This window comes from Micromonospora purpureochromogenes, assembly GCF_900091515.1.
In the GTDB taxonomy this organism is placed as follows: Bacteria; Actinomycetota; Actinomycetes; order Mycobacteriales; family Micromonosporaceae; genus Micromonospora; species Micromonospora purpureochromogenes.
On record NZ_LT607410.1, the window covers coordinates 4371091 to 4391752 of the forward strand.

General features: G+C 69.3%; 12 protein-coding genes. 6 read left to right on the plus strand and 6 right to left on the minus strand.

Translation table 11 applies throughout. The features are described 5' to 3' along the window. Positions 1-54 precede the first annotated feature (54 nt). The 4 genes from GA0074696_RS20265 to GA0074696_RS20280 form a co-directional block, all read right to left on the minus strand. A complete protein-coding gene (locus GA0074696_RS20265; protein WP_088962556.1) occupies positions 55-3759 on the minus strand; it encodes a S8 family peptidase in 3705 nt (1234 codons plus the stop codon). Positions 3760-4265: 506 nt separating this feature from the next. Continuing rightward, on the minus strand, positions 4266-5261 hold the full coding sequence (locus GA0074696_RS20270) for a helix-turn-helix domain-containing protein (RefSeq protein WP_088962557.1): 996 nt from the start codon (positions 5259-5261) through the stop codon (positions 4266-4268). Between the two features lie 214 nt (positions 5262-5475). Beyond that, positions 5476-6087 carry a hypothetical protein gene (locus GA0074696_RS20275; RefSeq protein ID WP_157746055.1) on the minus strand — a complete coding sequence of 204 codons (612 nt, stop codon included), beginning with the start codon at positions 6085-6087 and terminating at the stop codon, positions 5476-5478. Between the two features lie 29 nt (positions 6088-6116). Beyond that, a complete protein-coding gene (locus GA0074696_RS20280) occupies positions 6117-9737 on the minus strand; it encodes a S8 family peptidase (protein WP_157746056.1) in 3621 nt (1206 codons plus the stop codon). A 779-nt stretch (positions 9738-10516) separates the two neighbouring features. On the opposite strand from GA0074696_RS20280, the gene GA0074696_RS20285 reads away from it, so the two are divergent. Beyond that, positions 10517-10831, plus strand: a complete 315-nt coding sequence (locus tag GA0074696_RS20285; RefSeq protein ID WP_088962560.1) for a hypothetical protein — start codon at positions 10517-10519, stop codon at positions 10829-10831. 343 nt (positions 10832-11174) lie between these two features. Beyond that, on the plus strand, positions 11175-12800 hold the full coding sequence (locus GA0074696_RS20290) for a peptide-N4-asparagine amidase (RefSeq protein WP_088962561.1): 1626 nt from the start codon (positions 11175-11177) through the stop codon (positions 12798-12800). A gap of 65 nt (positions 12801-12865) precedes the next feature. Here GA0074696_RS20290 and GA0074696_RS20295 read toward each other — a convergent pair whose 3' ends face one another. Continuing rightward, a complete protein-coding gene (locus tag GA0074696_RS20295; RefSeq protein ID WP_157746057.1) occupies positions 12866-13648 on the minus strand; it encodes a helix-turn-helix domain-containing protein in 783 nt (260 codons plus the stop codon). A gap of 519 nt (positions 13649-14167) precedes the next feature. Beyond that, the gene (locus GA0074696_RS20300; RefSeq protein ID WP_088962563.1) at positions 14168-14359 is read right to left on the minus strand and encodes a hypothetical protein; all 192 of its coding nucleotides are present in this window, start codon (positions 14357-14359) and stop codon (positions 14168-14170) included. A gap of 681 nt (positions 14360-15040) precedes the next feature. Here GA0074696_RS20300 and GA0074696_RS20305 point away from each other — a divergent pair. The 4 genes from GA0074696_RS20305 (at position 15041) to GA0074696_RS20320 (ending at position 20635) form a co-directional block, all read left to right on the plus strand. After that, positions 15041-15559, plus strand: a complete 519-nt coding sequence (locus GA0074696_RS20305) for a GNAT family N-acetyltransferase (protein ID WP_157746058.1) — start codon at positions 15041-15043, stop codon at positions 15557-15559. A 388-nt stretch (positions 15560-15947) separates the two neighbouring features. Then, positions 15948-16916: a hypothetical protein gene (locus GA0074696_RS20310; RefSeq protein ID WP_088962565.1), complete on the plus strand. Its 969-nt coding sequence runs from the start codon at positions 15948-15950 to the stop codon at positions 16914-16916. A 129-nt stretch (positions 16917-17045) separates the two neighbouring features. After that, the gene (locus GA0074696_RS20315) at positions 17046-18920 is read left to right on the plus strand and encodes an ATP-dependent nuclease (protein WP_172894356.1); all 1875 of its coding nucleotides are present in this window, start codon (positions 17046-17048) and stop codon (positions 18918-18920) included. Beyond that, on the plus strand, positions 18917-20635 hold the full coding sequence (locus GA0074696_RS20320; RefSeq protein ID WP_088962567.1) for a UvrD-helicase domain-containing protein: 1719 nt from the start codon (positions 18917-18919) through the stop codon (positions 20633-20635). Before GA0074696_RS20315 ends, GA0074696_RS20320 begins: the two co-directional genes overlap by 4 nt. Positions 20636-20662 lie beyond the last annotated feature (27 nt).

Sequence of the window (20662 nt, forward strand, 5' to 3'; positions counted from 1 at the left end):
GGAAAGAGGGAACGGGCCCCGGGACGTCGCCGCCCCAGGGCCCTTCGAACTGCCTCACCGCAGGCCGTACGCCCGGATGATCTCCTGCTTGATGCTGAAGCCGGCGTCGGTCGTGCCGGTGGCCCGCAGCGACACGAACCCGCCCGGCTGCTTCGCCAGCTTGAGCTCGCCGTTCCACCAGTCGCCGGCGTTCTTGCTCAGGGTCACCGGCTGCCAGGTGGCGCCGTCGTCGTACGACACCTCCAGGGTCACCGAGGTGACGTTGCCCGTGCTGGGGCCGCCGCCCGCCTGGGGAATGGGCTTGAGGCGGATCTTCTCGGTTTCGCCCGCCTTCACGTCACCGTGCAGGTCGGTGTCGAGACGGTACTCCATCTGCAGCAACGCCATCGGTTCAATGTTGTCCGACTCGGTGGAGCTGGAGATGAAGTCCCACTCGGTGTGCGTACGGGTCGACAGCCGCCACTGTTCGGCCGGGCGGGACGCGACCAGCACCAGGTGGTAGGGCAGCGTCCCGGCCGCCACCGACTTCCACTGCAGGTCGGCCCCATGCTTGTTCTCGTACAGCAGCCGGTCGCCCTGGTAGAGCTTCATGTTGGTCGGCACCGAACCCCACGTCAGGTTGCCGCCGTGCTCCAGCACGTCAGCCGACGGGCTCCAGGCCTGCACGTTGATGGTCATGAAGTCACGCCAGCGGCTGTTCTGCACCGCGAAGGTCCGGTTGAACGCCGGACGGATCGCCGGGGCGAACCAGTCCAGCCGGGTGGTGGTGCCCTTGGCGTACGCGTGGCGGTTGGTCGCGTCCGTCCAGCCGCCCTGAACGTGCGACTCCCCCCAGACCTGGTCCGGGGTGACCCACTCGGTGCGGGTGCCGGGGTGCCACTCCCGCTCGACGATGCCCAGCGACGGGGTGAAGGTCAGGTCGTTCCGGAGTCCGAAGCCCTCCCTCGCCTCCGTGATGTTGTGGTAGCGCGCGTCGATCCGGGCGAGATCCTCGCGGGCCGGGTGGTAGCTGAGGGGCCGGTCCGGCACCTGGCCGGTGTAGTTGCGGGTCAGGTCGTAGACATAGCTCGCGTACGGCACCTGGTTGGTGATCAGCTGCAGCGTGCCGGTCTTGGCCAGACGGATCAGTTGCGCTCCGGCGTCGCGGTGCACGGTGGCGACGGGGATCGGCGACGGGCCGACCGACTCGTCGAGCACGCCGACGCCGTCGTTGACGACCAGCAGCAGCTTCGCCCCGGCGGCCACCGCGGCGGCGGCACGATCCTTGGCGCTGACCGCGCCGCTGCGGGTCACCACCACCGCCTTGCCCTTCACGTCGAGCGGGGCGTACTCGGCGGCCGCACCGGTGCCCGCGTAGACCGTGGACAGCGTCTCCTGGCCGGCGGTGAGCGTGCTGCCCGGCTGGACCGTGACGTCCACGGGCGGCAGGCCAGGGACGTCCACGCTCAGCTGCGGCTCGCCCTTGCGCCACCGGGTGACCATCGTGAACGACCCCTGGGTGACCTGGTCGGTCGGCGTGACGTAGAGGTCGTCGTACTTCGCCGGCACCAGGTAGCCGGCACGGAGGCTGTCGCCGTCGGCGTACTTCACGGTGTAGTCGAGCTTGCGCTGGCGGTCCTGGCTCCGCTGCGGCGCGACGGTGTCCAGCAGGCGCGCCTTGCTCGCGTTCAGCACCACCTCGGCTCCGGAGCCGTTGAGCACGGTCTCCGGGTCCACCAGCAGGGCGAGGCCGAGCGAGTCGGCCTGCTCCCCTGGAACGGCCAGCGACGACTCGACGGTGTAGGTGCCCGGCGACATCCGCAGCGTCTGCTCACCGTTGACGGTGTACAGCCACGGGTAGGGCTCGCCGGCCTTCTTGAGCACTACCGTCGAGGTTGCGGGCTTGCCGTCCCGGCCGATGAGCTTGACCTTCAGGTCGTAACGCTCGTCCTCCTTGAGCAGGCCGAGCGAGGTACGCGTGACCGCGCCACCCGTGGCGGCGTCGGTGCCGACGAGGTAGCCGGTGAACTGGCCGGTGCCGGGCTTGGTCGGGTCGCCGGTGACGGGAACGGCCACGCTGCCGCCCGCGGGCACCGTCACCGAGGAGGCACCCAGCGAGAACGGACCGTTACCGGTGATGGCGAGGTTCAGGGTCACGCCGGTGCTGCCCGAGTTGGTGAACGTCACCGGCTTGGTCACCGGGGCGTCGGTCGGCTCGTGCGGCCAGTCGAAGAAGCCGAAGTAGACCGAGCCGGTGGCCCGGACGCCCGTGCGGACGGCGGCGGCGACGTCGACCCGACCCGTGCCGACCTGGTACGGCGTGTACCCGGCGGCCAGGCCCTTCGCGCTGCTCATCAGCGCCTCCTTGAGCTGCGCGCCGGACCAGTCCGGGTGGCGCTGGGCCAGGATCGCCGCAGCGCCCGACACGTGCGGAGTGGCCATCGAGGTGCCGCTGATGGTCCGGTACAGGCCGGTGCCGGTGGTCATCTGCTGCGAGCGGGCGGCCGTGATGTTGACCCCCGGGGCGGTGATGTCCGGCTTGAGCGCGCCGCTGCGCACCAGCGGGCCGGTGCTGGAGAAGGGTGCCAGGCGGTCCTGCTTGTCGACCGCGCCGACGGTCAGGGCGCTGGCGGCCGAGCTGGGCGTGCCGATGCTCTGCGGCCCGGCGTTGCCGGCGGCGATGACGAACAGCGTGCCGTACTGCGCGGACAGCGTGTCGACCGCGACCGCCATCGGGTCGGTCCCGTCGGAGAGCGTCGGGTCGCTCAGACTCATGCTGACCACGTCCGCCCCGGACTCGGCCGCCCACTGCATGCCGGCGAGCACCCAGGAGTCCTGGCCGTAGCCCTGGTTGCCGAGGACCTTGCCGACGACGAGATCCGCGCCGGGCGCGACACCCTTGTACACGCCGTCGGAGGCCGCGCCGGTACCCACGATCGTCGAGGCGACGTGGGTGCCGTGCCCGTTGACGTCGGAGGTGTCCTCCCCCGGCACGAAGCTCACCTTGGCGTCGATCTGGTTGACCAGGTCGGGATGGCTGGCGTCGATCCCGGTGTCCAGCACCGCGACCTTCGCCCCGCGACCGTCGTAACCGGCGGCCCACGCCTCGGGAGCGCCGATCTGCGGCACGCTCTCCTTGAGGTTGGCGGTGACCCGGCCGTCCAGCCAGAGCTTCGCTATCCCACCTCCGAGCGCCGGGTTGGACCCGGAGGCGCCCGGCGCAATGGTGGTCCAGAAGGAGCGGGTCTGCCTCTTGTCCACTGCCAGCGCCGCGGCACCGACTCGCCGCAGGTCGCGAACCAGCTTCGCGCCCCGCGGCGCGGCCAGTTTGGCCGTGCGCGTCTTTGCCGGCGCGTAGGTGCTGATCACGGCCACGCTCGTGGCCTTCGCGTCGTCGTACCCCATCTCGATGAGATCGGTGACGTTGAACAAACGCCGGTCCAGCTTGTTGCTGGTCAGCAGGGGCAGCGCCTCGTCGGGCAGGACGAACAGATCATCGCCGCTCTCCTGGAGGTGCACTCCGCCGGTGGCATTGTCGGGCCGGTCGACATCGACCGTCTCCGCGCCGTCGGTGGAGGTGGTCACCGTGACGACGTCGCCGGTGATCAGGGTGACGGTGTGCTTGTACATGGCCGCGGCCTTGGCGGCCGTGGATGGACTGGCCGCCGCGGGCAGCTGGATCGCGGTGAAACCGGCCGCGATCAGTCCGGCTGCTGATGCGGCAGCGATCAGCCGCCGCATCGCAGCGCCGGACGCGATGGGTCCTGTGGGGGATGACATGCGACGGTTCTACCGTTGGAGTTCGACCGGATGAACAGCTGATGCTGGCGGAGTTCCGCCAAGGCGCCACTCCGCCACACGAAGAAGCCGGCGCTGGACGTGCGGGCAGGGGCCGCACCCAGTGGCAGGACGATCCCGGCTTGGGCGAGGCCGCCGCGCAGCAGGTAACCGCGGCTACCGCCGAGCGCGCGGACTGCGGCCAGGTCAGCGTCGCGTTGCGTCCACGCGGTGAAGGAAACGCCATCTGACCATGTCCGTGCCGAACCTCGCTACTTCGCGCTTCCCGGCCTGCGGCTGAAGGTCGGGGCCGCATCTACGGTCGCGGTCGTCGCGCTAACCGGGTATCTCGTCGGTCGCAACAACGACCATTTCCTCACCTGTGAGGAGTTTACGGTGGCCGGCGAGCACCGGCCCGCCAATTGCATGCCTGCCGGGGAACCCGCGAGCAGGGGAAGGCGCAGATCGTGGTCGGCGGGCGACGAAGGTCGACCGCGCCGAGGAGTCCCTCATGCGGTCCGGTTGCGGTCTCGCTCGGCGTCGAGCCAGCCCAGCCGTGCCGCCTGGAAGCCCAGCTGCATGCGAGTCTGCACCCGCGCGACGTTCATCAGGTGCCGGACCCGGCGCTGCACCGTCCGCAGGGATGTGCGCAGCTGGGCGGCGATCGCTTGATCGGTGAGGCCGGTCAGCGACAGGCTGAGGATTTGTGCATCCAGATCTTCGATGGCGGACCCGTTCTGCACGGCGCCCGCAGAGGTGACAATCTGCGTCGCTCTCTCCCATTCGGATTCGAACAGCGCTATCAGCGCGTCGAGCAGGCTGCTCTCGTGCACGAGCAGGGCTCCCGCCTTCCCGGCAGTGGCCGCACCGAGGAGTGGAACAATGGCGAACTCGCGGTCCACGATGAAGAGTTTCAACGGCAGCGTCTCAGCTATTCGGACCTCCTCCCCCGCCGCCCGCGCATCGACGATTTCGTCGAACGAGGTGGCTCCCTCGTCGAGCATCGCGCGTTCGAGTATCGCGCGGTAGCGGACGCCGCGGGCGATGACCGCGCCGTCGGTCATGTTGCCAGCCGAAAAGACCGGAGCCTTGGCAAAGTTCATGACCTCCGTTCGTGCGCCGAGTTGTATTTGTCGGATGCGCTCGCGGATGGCCCCGGTGCCGCGGATCACGTCGACGACGTCCGCGGCGCCGCGCCCGAGGGTGGCCGTGCGGTAGATTTCGTCGAGGGAGTCGAGTTCGAGTTCCGCCAGCTTGAGCTCGTTCTGTCGCTGGACCAGGAGCGCCCGCAGCGCCGCCGGTGGGGAGGCCACGAACCGGGCGGTGTCGCCGAGGCTGCGCACGGCGAGCCCCCGGCCTTCGAGCATGCCGAGGATGCGCACCACCTGGCGGGCGTCGCAGCCCACGGACTCGGCGAGTTCAGCGGGGGTGGCAGAGGCTACCGAGATCAGCGCGTGGTAGGTGTCTGCTTCTTCGGGGGTCAGTCCCAGCACGTCTGACAGCAAGCTGCTCCTCCTCTTGTTTTCTCGGTGCTTCCGGCCCGTGCAGGGACGGGGCCAACGGGCCTGAACGGTGCGCCGAGCGGCTATTTGCACGGGCATTTGGCCCTGCCCGCGTTCGGCGACGGCTTCACCGAGACGCGAGGGACGGCCGGGGCGAAACTCACGTCTCGCCCCGGCCGCAGCCCTCCGGTTCGGTTCACCGCTTCATCGGTTCGCCTCAGCGCAGTTGGTAGGCCTTGGGAATCGTCTGCGTGACGGTGTTCCCCGCACTGTCGGTCGCGGTGATGCGCAGTCCGGCTCCTCCGGGGGCTTCGTCACGCTTCGGGTGCTTGATCTGCGCGGTGAACGTGTTCTGCCCGCCGGCCTGGGTGATGGCCGGCTGCCAGGTCTTGCCGCCGTCGAAGCTGGCCTCGACCCGCAGCTCGATCACGGTCGGTGGCGTGCTGAGCCGTTCCTGGTAGTAGCCGGTGACGGTGATGAGGTGGAGCCCGTCGGCCCTGGCGGTGTTGTCCAGGTCCAGGCCCAGGTCGTACCGCAGGAAGATCAACGGCTCCGGACGGCACGGACCTGGCTCCTTGACCAGGATGTCCGCGATGCACGGCTGCGACGTCGACGCGTCAGGCGTGGTTGGCCGGTCGGAGGTGTACTCCCACACGGTCTTGACCCCGTTGGTCTCCGCCTCGAACGAGTAGCGGGCTGATTGCGCAGGCAGGTCGTATGTGACGACGTCGGCACTAGCCATGCAACCCGCCAGCGCGAGCAGCCCGAGGGCTGCCAGCGCCGCCAGGTTCATCGTCCGGCGCCACCTCGATGGCGCGGTCGCGTTCATCGGACCAGTCTCCTTACTCGCTTCGGTCATCACCGCTGGCCCCCCGACACCAGGTCCGGCACGTTGCCGGGCTCGCCGAGCTGGAAGACGAACTTGATCGGGACGAGCCGTTGCGGGATTTCGTGGCCGCCGTCGTCGAAGAGGCTGACGTGGCAGGCGGGGGGCCTACAGGTCTCCATCCCATAAAGCCATGGGACAGCCCCCGTGTCGTTCAGGATGCCGATCATGGCCTGGCGACCGCCCCCGCTACCGGTCAGGTGCAGGGTGGGCCAGAAGTGGTCGGCCTCCCGGCAGCCGGCGCACGGCAGACCGGTGTTGACGGTGAAGCCCGACTTGGTGCGGACCTGGGGCACTGCGCCGGGAAGGGACGGGCCTGCGTTCCAGTCGATCGTGTTCTTTCTGTCGAGCGCCAGGTCCTGAGCTTCGGATAGGCCCGATGAACTCGCCACGGACGGCGCGAGCTGATCCCTGATGGACAGCTCGAAGTGGTCGATCGCGTTGTCGTCCCGCGGCCCGACCAACGTGGTGAGCTGCCGTTGGCTGGCCGGCTTGGGCAGGTTCACGTCCACTGCGGCCGGGCCGGCGTCGGTGGTCCGGCTCCAGCTGAAGTAGGGAATGTGGCCGGGCCGGTCAGCGTGGATACGGTGATCGACGCGGTCGAGCTCCTCTGGCAGGACCTGGTACGGCAGGTTGGCGGGGACCCGGCCGTTGGTGTTGAACGCCAGCGCGTATGCCTTCGACACTTCGCTGGTGCCGCCGAGTCCGACCTGGACGCCGGGCTTTGCCCCACCCCCGATCCGCCGGATCAGCGTGGCGGCCTCGGCCGGGGGCACGGTCACGATCGGCAGCGCCGCGTACGGGTCGACCGGCGGGCAGCTGTCCGGACCGTTTTCGCATTTGTAGGTTCGGGGCTCGTACGTCAGCAGGGCGATCCGACCGGTTTCGCCAGCCACCAGCACCCCGACCGCACCCGCGGCGGCAGCCGCCGCCACTCGCTCGCGAAGTGCGGCGAAGTTGCAGGTCGTCGCGCAGATGTCGGTTGGCCTCAACAGCACGAGCGCGCCCGTCGCGTCGACCCTGGCGAGCTCCCCGGCCGTTCCGGTGCCCGCGTAGACCACCGGCTTCTGCCCGTTGCTGGGCAGTCGGGGGATCGTCAACCGCACAAGACGGGTCACGATCTTCCCGTCCTCCTTCCATTGCTGGACCCCACCGTGGATAGAGGCGTCCGGCGTCGCGTAGCGGGCGTCCAGGTCGAAGGAGTCAGCGTTCCCGGTGACCTTCATCGTCACGGACGGCGGTGTCAGAACATGCTGACTGTTGAAGGCGAGCGTGCCGAGGCTCACCTCACCGGTCGGCAGTACCCACCAGTTCGGCTCACCGGGACCGTAGTCGGTGGCCAGCTGTGCGGTGATCCCCCAAGCGCCGTTCGCAGAGACTCGCTGGATCTTGAAGGCTGCGCGGTATGTCTCCGTCGGTTCCGGGGCGTTCACCTTGACCGGCTTGGCCTTCCGCAGATCCAGCTCCACCGTGGTCGGCCCGGTGATCGCCACCTGTGGTGCCATCGGTGCGGCCCGGTGCAGGTCACCGGCAGCGTCCCGCCACGTCACCGCGACGGCCGCCGCGACGGTGCCGGCGAAGATCCGCGCCTTGATCGTCTCGCCACCCGGTGCCACCACCGGGTCCTCGTACAGGTTCAGCTTGTCCTCGTCCATCGGGACGATCAGCGCGTTGCCGTACGAGATTGCGGTGGCGCCGGCCGGAGGAATGACCTTGATGGTCAGGTCGTAGCGGATCGGCTCCAGGAACGCGGAGATCCGCGACGTTCCCAGCGTCGTCCCTGCGCTGTCCTCGGCGGTCAGGACGCCGGTGTATCCGCCGTACTGCCCGGCGCTGTCCAGCACCCTGCCGTCCATGGTCACCGTCACGTCAGCCGAGTCCTTGGCGGGCACGGTCACCTGGTTGGCGCTGAGGGTGAACAGCCCCGCCGGCGCCGGCTTGCCCGAGGAGGAGGCCGAGGCGGTGAGCGTGAGCGTGATCGGCTGGTCGGTCCAGTTGCTGTAGGTGACCGTCCTGGACACCGGTGAGTGCGGGTATTCGAATCGGCCGAAGTTCAGGTTTCCGTCCGGGATGATCTTCGGATCGATCGCGCGGGCCAGGTCCACCCGGCCGGCGCCCTGCGCGTACAGGTCATGTCCGAGGTCCTTGGCGGTGGCCATCAGCAGCGCCTTGATCTGCCGCCCGGTGAAGTCCGGGTGCTGCTGGGCGATGATCGCCGCGGCACCGGCCATGTGGGGGGTGGCCATGGAGGTGCCACTGGCGGACGTGTAGTAGTCGTCCACCGGCTTACCCATCCCAGTGCCCTTCGCGCGGGCCGCGACGATGGCGACGCCCGGAGCCGCGATGTCCGGCTTCGCCCCGCCGTCCCCGACCCGAGGTCCGCGGCTGGAGAAGACGGCCATCTGGTCGCTCTTGTCTACGGCCGCGACGGTCAGTGCCTCGTCGGCGGCGCCCGGCGCCCCGACCGTCCGGGAGGCCGGGCCGTTGTTGCCTGCAGCGATGACGAACAGGGTGCCGTAGGTGCCGCTGAGCTTGTTGACCGTCTTGCTCAGCAGGTCCGTGCCGTCCGTGGGCTGGCCGCCGAGGCTCATGTTCACCACGTCGGCACCGGACTTGGCGGCCCACTCCATGCCGGCCATGACCGCGTCGCCGGCACATGTGCCGTCCCCGCCGCAGACCCTGCCGATGAGCAGCTTCGCACCGGGCGCCACGCCGCGACGCAGCCCGCCGGAGGCCTTGCCGGTGCCGGCGATCGTGGACGCCACATGGGTGCCGTGTCCGTGTCCGTCGACCGGACCGTCCGGGCTGCTGGTGAAGTCCACCGCCTCGGCGATCTGGCCGGCGAGGTCGGGGTGGGTCGCATCGATGCCGCTGTCCAGCACGGCGACCTTCACGTTTGCACCGTCGTAGCCGCGGCTCCAGGCGGCGGGCGCGCCGATCTGCGGCACGGACTTGTCGAGTTCGATCCTCGTCAGCTCGTTCAGCCACACCTTCGCCACCCCGGCCAGCGGGCCGGTGGCCCGGGCGGCGGAGGCGGACTTGCCAGCGTTCTTCTGCTGGACCTCCCGCCACCACCGGCCGTCGCCCTTGATCCTCATCGAGCGGGCGTTGATGCCCGGCAGCACGGCCTTGGCGGTGGTACCGGCGACGATCGGCGCCGTTTGCGCGTTGGTCTGCTCGGTGTACGCGGTGATCGCCGGGACCTCACCGGTCGTGCCCTCGGCCGCCCAGTCGGCCAGCTTGGCGAGGTTGAAGAGCTCCCAGTCCAGCAGGTCGGCACGGAGCAGCGACAACACGTCGTCCGGCACGACGTAGACCTGACTGTTCCTGGTGATGGTGTGGAAGAGCACTGACTCCTGTCCGGGCCGCGTCGCCGGCTCGATCTCGCGGACGACCGGCTGCCCGTCCGCGGTGACACCGACCTGCACCTTGTCGCCGGTCACCAGCGTCAGCGACAGGTTCGCCCCAGTTCCGGCGGCAGCCCGGAGAAGGTTGTCACGGACCGACGCGGGCAGGCTCAGGTCGAGGACGCTAGGGGCAGCCGGAGCCGGGGGTGGGCTGGCCGCACTCGCCGAGGTGGTCGACATGACCATCCCGAGGACGGTGACGCCGGCAACCGCAGCGGCTAACCGTCGCCCGAAACGCCTCATCGCCAGGCCTCCTGACATGCCGTCCTTTCGGGTTCGTAAATATGGTGTGGGGGGATGCATGGGCGCCTCCTGCTCGTCGCGACAAAGAAGCCTTGCCGCATCAGGCAGATACTCAGGCTCGACACGAATCGAGGCAACTGATTGACGGTGGCGGACTTCTCCCATGACACAAACCCGCCACCGCGATGAGCCAGGCAGCCGGCGGAGGAACGTCACGCCGCCTTGGCGGCGCTGGCGAGGGTGACGAAATCCCACGTCGAGGCGCGCCGCGAGTTCCGCCGTAATCAATCCCACGAAAATCCTTCGGCAGGACAGAATTGGCCGATGGGTACTTTCGGCATTGCCATCCACACGCAAGGGTCTCTCTCGTGTGTGGACCTTTCGCGCCACGGGTGCCGTTACGACAATGCCGCCGCTACGCTTCACCGGATCGCCGGCTTTTCGGGTGCAGGTTCCGGAGAGAGGAACGGGAAGGCGTGTCGATACCGCACGGTCGGGGGAATTCGGCGCCCAGTCGGGTGATCGCGCTGGGTGTGGCGGTGGTTGGGGCCCCGCCACCCCGGACGGTGGCGGGATGGCGGGGCGGCGGGTCGGTTGTCAGGCGCCGGTGGGGGCAGGGAGCAGCGGCTGCGCCGCGTAGACGGTGAGCTTCAGCGATCCCTCCGCCGGCGCGCGGCCCGGGGGCTTGCACCGACAGCATCGCGGTTTGGATCCCTGGCCTGGTGAAGGTACGGCTGGACGTCGCGGTGAACGCGTCGTTGATCCGCATACCGGGGATGCTCGGCTCACGCGTGGCGGTCAGCGAGACCGGCTCCTGCACGCAGTCGCTCCACATGATGGTCGCCGGGAGGTCGGCGGAGGCGAGTCCCGGGGCGGTGATCGTCCAGGTCGCCGCGGTCGGCTCGCCGGCCCGGACGGTGCTCGAGGTACCGAGCACGCGCATCTGCCAGGCCACGTTGGCCGTGGGGAAGAAGTTCGTCCCTTGGACCGTCAGCCGGCCGCCCACCTCAGCCAGCCGCGTGGTGAAGTCGGCGTAGTCGCGCTGCGCCTGCGGGGTCCAGTCGGCACTTCCCCCAAGCCCTCAGCCACCTCTCCCTCACCAACGCCGCGATAGCCCTCAACGAGCTGTTGGAAGACCAGAGGCTCTAAGCCGCCGGATTCACCAGCGTGGTCATACCGACCTGCCTGATGAGGACATGCCCGCTGGTCCGTAGGGCCATCCGGGCGTCGGGTGTGTCGACACCCTCCGCCTGGCGGGCGCCAGCACTGTCCACAGGGAATGTTCCGCGGTCGCCGTCATTCCCGTAATGTCCGGACGGTGCCGCCGAGCATCGCGGGCTGCATGTATGTGCATCGACAAGGATCGCACTGGGAGAACGGATGAGACGTCTCGTCGCGGTCGGAGCCGCCATGCTCGGCTTCGCCCTCTTCACCGGCACCGCGGCCCACGCCGCGGAGCCACCCGCCGAGTTCGGCTCGGACTGGGACGACCCGCGTACCGCGGATCAGCCCATATCGAAGCCGCCCACCCCGTCCTGCACCGTGACGATCGTCGACCACGAGTTCCGGGACTTCACGCCCTACACCGGCACGTACACCCCGCCGGCCGACTGCACGGGGCCGTGGAACAAGGTCGTGCTGCGGATGGAGACCTCGATCGCCGGACGGCAGTACGACCGCCTCGGCTCGCTCAGCCTGGGCGGGGTGACGATCTTCAAGACCTCCACCGCGGAGCCGTCCGTCGACGGCATCCGGTGGACGGTGGAGTCTGACGTCACCCGATACGCCCCGCTCCTCAGCCGCCAGCAGCCGGTCTGGATGCTGATCGGCAACGTGGTGAACGAGACGTACACCGGAATCCTGGACACCACGGTCGAGCTGACCTTCTACCAGGCCACCGCGGACCACCCGGCGGCGGAAACCTCCGACGACGTGTTGCCGCTCGCCGACCCGAGGCAGTCCGGCGGCGAGTTGCACGGCTCTCTCACGGTGGCCCGCAACACCGAGCGCCTGGTGGCCGAGGTGTACGCCACCGGTTCCGGCGGCGGCTGCGAGGAGTTCTGGTACAGCACCACGCCCCCCGACACCGGCTACTCCTGCGGCACCGCCGCCGACGGGCCGTACCGGGAGGTGCAGGTGTTGATCGACGACCAGGTGGCCGGCATCGCGGCCCCGTACCCGTACATCTACACCGGCGGCTGGTCCAACCCGTTCCTCTGGTACGTCCTCCCCGCGCCGCGCGCCTTCAACATCCAGGCCATCCGGTACGACCTGACCCCGTTCGTGGGGCTGCTCACCGACGGTCAGCCACACCGGGTGCGGGTACGCGCCATCGGCGTGCCAGCCGGGCAGTCGGGCTGGGACACCCCGACCAACTTCCTGGCGTGGCGGGACCACGGCAGCACCCGCACCACCGGCGGGCCGCTCAGCCACGACCTGGGTACGCTGCGCAACGACCTGACCAGTTCCGTCGAGGGCGACACCCACCACGTCACCGTCGAGGCGGCGCACCGGTTCCGCGCGGTCGGCTACCTCGAGACCTCGCACGGCCGGGTGGTGACCACCGTCGAGCAGGCGCTCGCCAACCACAACGAGCACTACTGGGGCCCGGGTGAGAGCCCGGACGGTCAGCACGCGGTCTGGACGGACACGTCCACGGTGACGGTGTCGGGGCAGGGGTCCGCGCCCCGCGTCAACCGCACCGAGAAGCGGTTCACGATGGACGGTGAGATCACCATCGCGGGCGACCGGCTCACCACGCGCCTGACGCTCGGCGACTACGCCGACGAGACCACCACCGACACCGGGCAGGCACCCTGGAGCCGGCTGGCGAACACGTTCACCGGTTCGGCATCCTGGACGCTCGGCGTACCACGCTCCGAGCGGCACGCCGTTGGTGAGTCCGAGCAGCGGTACCGCCTGACGGGCCCGCACGGCACCTGCTACGACCACCGGATCGCCCAGCTCAACGGCACCATCACGGCCGACGAACTGCGCTGCGGGTAACCGCGGTCGCGCGGATCCGATGAGTGCGTCGGGCGCCCCGAAGCTCTCCGGGGCGCCCGACGCACTCATGTCACCGGCACCGGCCCGTCACGGCAGCTGCTTCGGGAGCCGGATGAGGGCGTTGCCCGAGGCGGAGCCGACCTGAACTGGGCGACCCGTTCGCCGAGGTCCATCAACAGGTTCCGGGCCTGCTGGGTGACCCACTCCCCCGTCGGATGCTCGGTGGCGCCGAGAAGGTGAACCCGCCGGTTGCCGACCTCCATCAGGAACAGGACGTAGATGCGGGTCAGCCCGATCGTGTCCACGTGCAGGAAATCGCAGGCCAGGATGCCCCTGGCCTGGGCGGTCAGGAACTGGGTCCAGGTCAGACCGCCGCGACGCGGAGCCGGGTCAACACCGGCGGCGGTCAGGATCGTCCACACCGTGCTGGCCGCGACCCGGAAACCCAGCCGGAGGAGTTCACCCTGCACCCGGCGGTGACCCCAGGTCGGGTTCTCCCGGGCCAGGCGCAGCACCAGAGCGCCGATCTCCGCCCGTATCGGCGGGCGCCCGGGCCGCCGTTTCGGATAGGTCCACTTCCGGGCGACCAAATCACGATGCCACCGCAGCAGGGTGGCCGGGGTGACGAAGAACGTCGACCACCGGGTACGCGGCAGCAGCCGCGACAGGGCTGACAGCACCACCCGGTCGGCGGGCGCCAGATCCGGGCGTTCGACCTGGCGGCGCAGAACCGCGACCTGATGACGTAGCACGACAATCTCGACGTCCTTGGACCGCTCGCCACGCATGCCCTGCACCACCAGCCGCAGGATCAGACACAAGACCAGGTACCCGAAGGACAGGAACATGCCCGCCACCATGCCCCGCAGTCGGCTGGCTGGGCCGCACCAAACCGCACCTCAGAGGCCAGAACCGGGTTTCCGAGCGGTACAGGTCCCCAGCTCCGCGTTGTCTAGCTCGCCCACCACGTCTGGTTCAAGAACCAACAGAGGCCGCTCACCAGGGCATACGCTCCGGTTAGCGGCCTCTCTATGTGCTGTCGGGACGGCCGGATTCGAACCGACGACCCCTTGACCCCCAGAGAACTAGCGCGCCTGCCGGGGTCTGCCGGGCGGTACCGGCCCGTGCCGAAGATGCAGGCCAACGGCCAGGTGGCGGTCCGAGGCAGGCCGGGCTCTATCGAGCCTTCCCGGACCGTCCGTGAGACGGCTGTGAGACATAACGGCGGTCCGACCTGGGAGAGGCGCTGGAGATCAGCGCCAGCGCCTCTCCGTCGATCGAGCGCTCAGATCGGAAAGCCCCTTCAGCAGCCCGTACGGCTTGGTTCCGCCGCCTATGCCTCCGCCCCCCGATGACCAGCACTGGCGTTAGCGGCCAAGCTGTCGATCGAGCTCCTCGAGCACGTCGATGATCTCCAGTCGGCTGGTGCCGGCCGGCATGACACGCGTAGTGCCGTAGGCGAGCTCCACCAACGCCGAGCGCGCGGCGGCGAATTCGCCCGCGGTGACGTCCAGCTGATGCCAGGATGCGTGGGCTGCGGGGACGACCTCATAACGCATTTTCTGCCATCCTGTCTGCCATCGACCCGCCTCTGGGAAGCAGGCCGGCGCCCCGTCCGCCACGGCCCGCGAACCTCGGCGCCCCGCACGTACACTGGTGGGCCGGGCGGCGGCCTGCTCGGCTTGCCCGGGTCGATGGCAGGCAGGATCCCACACCGCCACCACCCACGGAGCCGGCGGCCGCAGACGGCCCACGACCATCGCTGGAGCCGGAGCGCCCCCGCCGGAGGCGCCGTAACTCGAGCCCGCGGCGAGTCAGCGCGCTGACGCAGGCGATATCCTCCCCTACATCGCGACTGGTCCTGCCTCGTAGCACCACCGCCCGACCCGAAGGCGCACGTGTTGTAGGGCTCCCACCAGCAGAACCCGTCTGGGTGACCTCCCCTCTTACGGGGACAACCCGAGCGCGCTGTCGATCATGGTCTGCACGGACGGGTAATCCCCGCATACGAGGACGGCGCCCCGGCCGGACTGCAGCAGCGTGACGTCGAAGCGTTACCCCCGTGCGTGCAGGGGATGACCTGGCGGCCGCCTGCGCCCAACCGGGGACATCCTCCCCGTTGGCTCCCAGGCGGACGTGTGTCGACTCCACGGCGGCGTTGTCCCGAGCTACGTCGCCAGTCTGACGGGCTCCGTCTGCCACCCGGGGTGGCCGGCGCAGTGCCAGGTAAGCTCCTCTCTGTGTTCACTGTCCGGCCGGCTGTTCCGGCCGACTACCCGGCCATGACCGAGCTCCTCGAAGCGGAGGACTTCGGCGCTCATGCCCGCGAATGCTCGCAGGCGCTCGATGGCGGCTACACGCTAAATGGGTGCTGGCTCGTGGCCGTCGCCGAAGCCGGAACTGCCGTGGTCGGCGTTGTTCACGCTGACCTGACCATCGACTACGGTGACCTCCTCTTCAACCGAGGCGTCAAACCTCCGCACACCTACGTCTCGGCGATCGTGGTCGACCGGGACCGCCGCCTGCGCGGGATCGGCCGGCGTCTGCTCGGCGGCATCACCGCGGCCGCTGCCGAGGCGAACGCTGGCTTCCTTGTCCTGGTACCGCAGGATGGCGACGGAGCCAACAACGACCCGGCCGCCTTCTTCGAAGCATGCGGCCTGGTTGCGCTGGAGGCACACACCGAGGGCGTGCCCACCCGGTACGGGGCATCGACGGCCGACATGTTACGCCTCTGGACGTCAACGCCTTCGCTGTAGAACACGTTGTCCCTCCGCCCGAGTGGGCGGCCAAGCGAGCGCCGAATGCCTCGACGCCCCACTGAACAGTTCGATGTCGATCAGTTCGGCAAGGGCCTTGTGGCTCGGACATGACCAGCGGCGCATCTCCAGCAGCGCTGCACGGGCACGGCGAAGTGCCGCTGCGCGACCCATGACGGTACCGCCGGGGAACCCGGTCCTCGGCGCACGACAGTGGCGGCGGACGAACTGGGGCGGTGTTCGATGACCCCGCGGCCGCACCCGTGCCCCGGCTCGCCGACAGCAGTGCGGGTCGATGCGAATGCCGGTGCTGAAAACATGGTGCGGCGGCGCTGACACCAGCGCACCATGTGTCCGGCGCGGACAAGTACGAGGAGGTGAGCGGCTGGTGACGTTCGACGGGAGCGCCGCGTTCATCGGGCGGTTAAGCCGGTGGTGCCGGGAGCAGGCGGACGAGTTACGGGACGTGCTCGAGCAGGCCTACGACGGGACGGCGGCGCCACACTCCCCAGCGACGCTGGACCACCGGCGCGTGCTGACATGGCCACGCAACCAGGACCGTCACCAGCTGTGGAGCCGGGCCGGCGTCGGTGTCATGCACATGGCGGTCAGGGTGGCCGACCACCTACGCACCCTGGGCCTCGCCCTAGAGCAACCGGACGCGGCACCGATCTACACGCACGCGACGATCGCCAGGGCCGCAGTGGAGTCGGCCGGTTTCCAGGCGTACCTGTTGGATGCGTCCGTGACGCCGAAGGAACGGTTCGCCCGGGCGATGGCGCGGCTGCTCGAGGACGGCGACGCAGCCCGCCGCGCCGCCATGCAAGTGCCGGCCATGCCCGCAATGCCGGCGCCGGGCCCCGCCATGACCGCCGAGTATCAGAAGCTGTGCGACGACATGGCCCGCGCAATGATCGAGATTGTCGAGGGGAAGCGTGGCCCCAAGGCTGTCGTCGTGGAGCCCGGCACCGAACCGATGCCGATCCTCGTGCAGGCATCCACTGTGGTCCAGACGGCGTTCGCCCGGTTGCCCGCCGTCTACGCCCTACTTTCCGGGACCACCCATGCCATGCCCTGGCGGCTTGCGGACAATGCGCAAATCTCCGCTCGGTACGGCGTGTGGGCGCCCGATCCGATCGACCTGGGCGCCTCCGTCGTGGCCGCACTGGCGGCGGGACTGCTGACCGCCGAGGTCCACAGCGGCTACCGCAGCGTCGACACCGGAGCCCGGTTGTTCGAGCTGCGCCGCCGGTACAAGGCTGCCGACGACGCCCTTCGCCGGTTCGGTCTGCGACGCCTGGGAACATCCCACGGCATCCCGCTGCGCGCGCGGCGGTTCGACGGCGGGCAGCGCTGAGCGCCGCAGACACCGCTGCCTGCGGGTGGCGGAAACCTATACGCCCGAGAGCCGGAATCGGACCTGATGTCCGACGTCCATGATCGGATTTGCTGCGATCATGGGCGTCCATCCTCGTGGGAGTCTTCTATGTTCGTTTCCGAGATCACGATCCGGAATCATCGGTCGTGCCGGCAGGTCCGGGTCCCGCTGCGTCCGGAGGTGACCGTCCTCGCCGGCGAGAACAATGCCGGCAAGACCACGGTGATCGACAGCCTGCGCCAGCTCACGGACGCCCTCGACGGACGGCGCGGCGCAGCCCTGACCGAAGGCGACCTGTTCGACGGCTGTACACCCGACGAGCAACTTCAGCTGCAGGCCGTCCTCGCTGACATCGACCCCGATCACGCCGGCACCTACCGCGATGCGTTCCTTCCCGGTGCCACTGCCAACGGCAAACGGTCCGCCTCGTGGTCGCTCACTTACACCCGGCCGCCGCTGGGGCGCCGTCGGGGTACCACGACTTGGCTCGTCGGCCAGGACAAGGAAGCCGCCGGCGAGCCCGTCCTGCGCACCGCGATCCGGCATGTGCACCTGCCGGCTCTGCGTGACGCGGTCCGTGACCTCGGTGTCGCCGGCGGAGCCCGGATCCGAGTGATGCTGGAGGCGCTGCTGGGCGGCAAGGAGCAGGTTGACGCGTTCGTGGAGCGCGCCGGCGGACACTTCACCGCACTCGCCCAGGACGCGGCGGTCGAAGCCGTCGGGTCCGCAGTCAGCGGACCGCTCGGGGCAATCACCTCCGGAGCGCACCGCCAGCAGGCCGGCCTGACGGTGACTGACGCCAGCCTGGCCTCGATCTCCCGGGCGCTGCGGATGCTCCTCGGCGACGCGGAGCTGCCGCTAACCGCCTCGATCGACAACTCGGGACTGGGGTACGCGAACGCTCTCTACATTGCCACGGTGCTGGCTGAACTCGAGACCGCACGCGAGTCCGATCTGACCCTGCTGCTGATCGAGGAGCCGGAAGCCCACCTGCATCCGCAGTTGCAGACCTTGCTGCTGCGCTATCTCAATCGGCGGGCGGCGGCCTCCCGGCAACGTGTCGGGGACGACCCGGCACAGCCGGCCGGACACATTCAGGTGGTGCTGACGACGCACTCGCCGGTGCTGTCCGCAGCGGTCAGTGTCGAGGATCTGGTCGTGATGAGCCGGGGCCCCCGCGCGGAGACCACCGGATGGCACGCCCGGGCTGTGGCGATCGCCGACATGGGGCTGAGGCCCAAGCAGATTAAGCAGCTCGACCGGTACCTCGACGTCACCAAGAGCGCGATGCTATACGCGGCTCGGACCCTCCTGGTTGAAGGACTGTCCGAGGCATTACTGCTGCCCGCGTTGGCCGACCTGGTGCTCGCCGCACCGGCAGACGCCGACCAGCCGCAACGGCAGGCGGCGCAGGAGGCGATCGACCGGTTTCACGGCTCGACGATGATCCTGGTCGACGGCGTGGGCTTCGGCTCCTACCTCAAAGTGCTGCTGACCACCGTCAACGGCGTCCGGATCGGCCAGCGGATCGCGGTAATCACCGACACCGACACCAAGACGAAGGGCGAGGAGCCGTCCCGGGTTGAGGAGGCCCGCATGCTCGCCACGCAGCTCGGTGCTGGAACAGACGTCATCGATTGGTTCTTGGCGCCGCACACCCTCGAACCGACCCTGATGCGCCCCGAGAACGAGGAACTGCTGCACCAGGCTTTCCTGGAGTGCGCGCCGCTCTCCGGACACCGGTGGCAGCGGGTCGCTGGGGCCCCGGTCGACCAGCGGCCGGAACTGTTCCGTTTGCTGTTCATCCCTAAGGACAAGGATCCAGCGGCCAGCGGCACACCAATCTCCAAGCCCGAGTTCGCGCACGCCCTCGCGGATCGACTGGTCCCCGGGTGCGGCTTCGTCGTGCCCGAGAACCTGGTGCAGGCGATCCGCTACATCGCCGACGCGCCGCAGCCGACTGCGGCGACGGCAGGCCTATGACTGCCGCGATCGAGCAGGCCGTCGCGGCGCAGGAACGAGCGATCACCGCCGCGGCGCCGTTGTTCGTCCGGGCCTGCCCGGGCGCTGGCAAGACCCACGTCATCGTCTCCCGGCATCTGCGCGGCCCGTCCGCATCGCTGCGCCATGGCCGGGCGCTGCTCTCCTTCACCCGGGCAGCCGCCGCGCAGATGCGCCGCCGCTGTCACCGGGAAGGCCGTCCCGAGGCAGCCGCCTTCCCCCACTACATCGGCACCCTGGACGCCTTCATCTGGGACGTCCTGGTGGTACCGCACCTGTCGGCAGGCACGCCGCTGCGACTACTCGACTCATGGGACAGAGTCCAGGCCGAGGTGAAACTCGACCGCACAGTGCCGCTGAGCGGGTTCACGTTTCAGCGTGATCCGGGAGCCGACCAGGACTCGATCCGGCAGGATCTGCTGTCGCGGGAACACAGCCGCCTGATCAGCGGCAGCAACTATCCGTGGGACACCTGGGTAAAGGTGGCGCTAGACGTCCGAAAGGCTCAGTATCAGGCTGGCTACGTCACCGGCCATGAAAGCCGGCTGCTTGCGCTGAAGTACCTCGGTGCCGGGGAGAGCGTCGCCGGCCCGCTGCGTTCACGGTTCGCGGAGATCGTCGTCGACGAGGCACAGGACTGCTCGGTGACCGATCTGGAGATCCTGGAAAGGCTACGCCGTATCGGCATTCCCCTGGTGGTCGTCGCCGACCCCGACCAGATGATCTACGGGTGGCGCGACGCCGACCTGGTACGGCTGCACGCGCTGAAAGCCCAGCTCGGGCAGACCCTCGAGCTCAACGGCAACTGGCGCAGCTCCCGGACGGTCTGCCTGCTCGCTGCCACCCTCCGGTCAAGCAATCGGCCGCCCGACTCCTCAGTCCGCCCGCCGCGGATTGAGGCACCCGTGCTTCTGCTGCCCACCGCGTTCCCGAGAGGAGGCACGGCGCGGCACGTGCCCACCGGCCGGTCCGTCGTCGACGTGTTCCTCGATCACGCAGGTACCTATGAAGTCGAGCCGGCGGACTGCCTGATCACCGCGTACAGCCGGACGCACCTGCCGACCAAAAACCGACGCCCAGACGGGAATGCCGCGACCATGCTCGCCCATGCCTGGCGCGTCGTACACTCGGCGGCAGCCGACCCGGCTCTCGTCGACGACGCCTGCCGGATCGGGGCCAGGCTATTGCTGCGGTACTGGTATCCGGACGCCCCGGCTCAGGGAAGCCTGGAAGCACGCTGCACGGCGGCAGGGGTGGAGTTCGGCGACATCGTCCGGCGCGCGTACGGGTTCCTTTCCGCGTTGACGCAGCCGCACGCAGCCTGGTCGAAGGACGTGAACGCAACGCTCAAGAGCCGGGCCCGGCCGCCCGGGGCGATACCGCGGAGCGTGGTCGGCCAGTTACGCGGCACACCGGAAAACATGCGCGCCGCGGTCGCTACGCCCGTGTCGTTCCGGTCCGACAACATCCATCAGGTCAAAGGTGATGAGCACCCAGGCGTGTTGCTGCTGGTACCCGACGACGACGCGAACCTCCGTTGGATCAGCGGAGACCCGGCTGCGGACGAACTGCTGCGTAACTGGTACGTGGCGGTCACCCGGGCGCAGCGGCTGATCGCGGTGGGCATCCAGCAGGACCATGTCGATGCCCTCGCTCGACACTTGCACTCGCGGCAGGTTCCATTCCTGGTCGTATGATCGGGCCAAGCGTGCCAACTGGTGCAC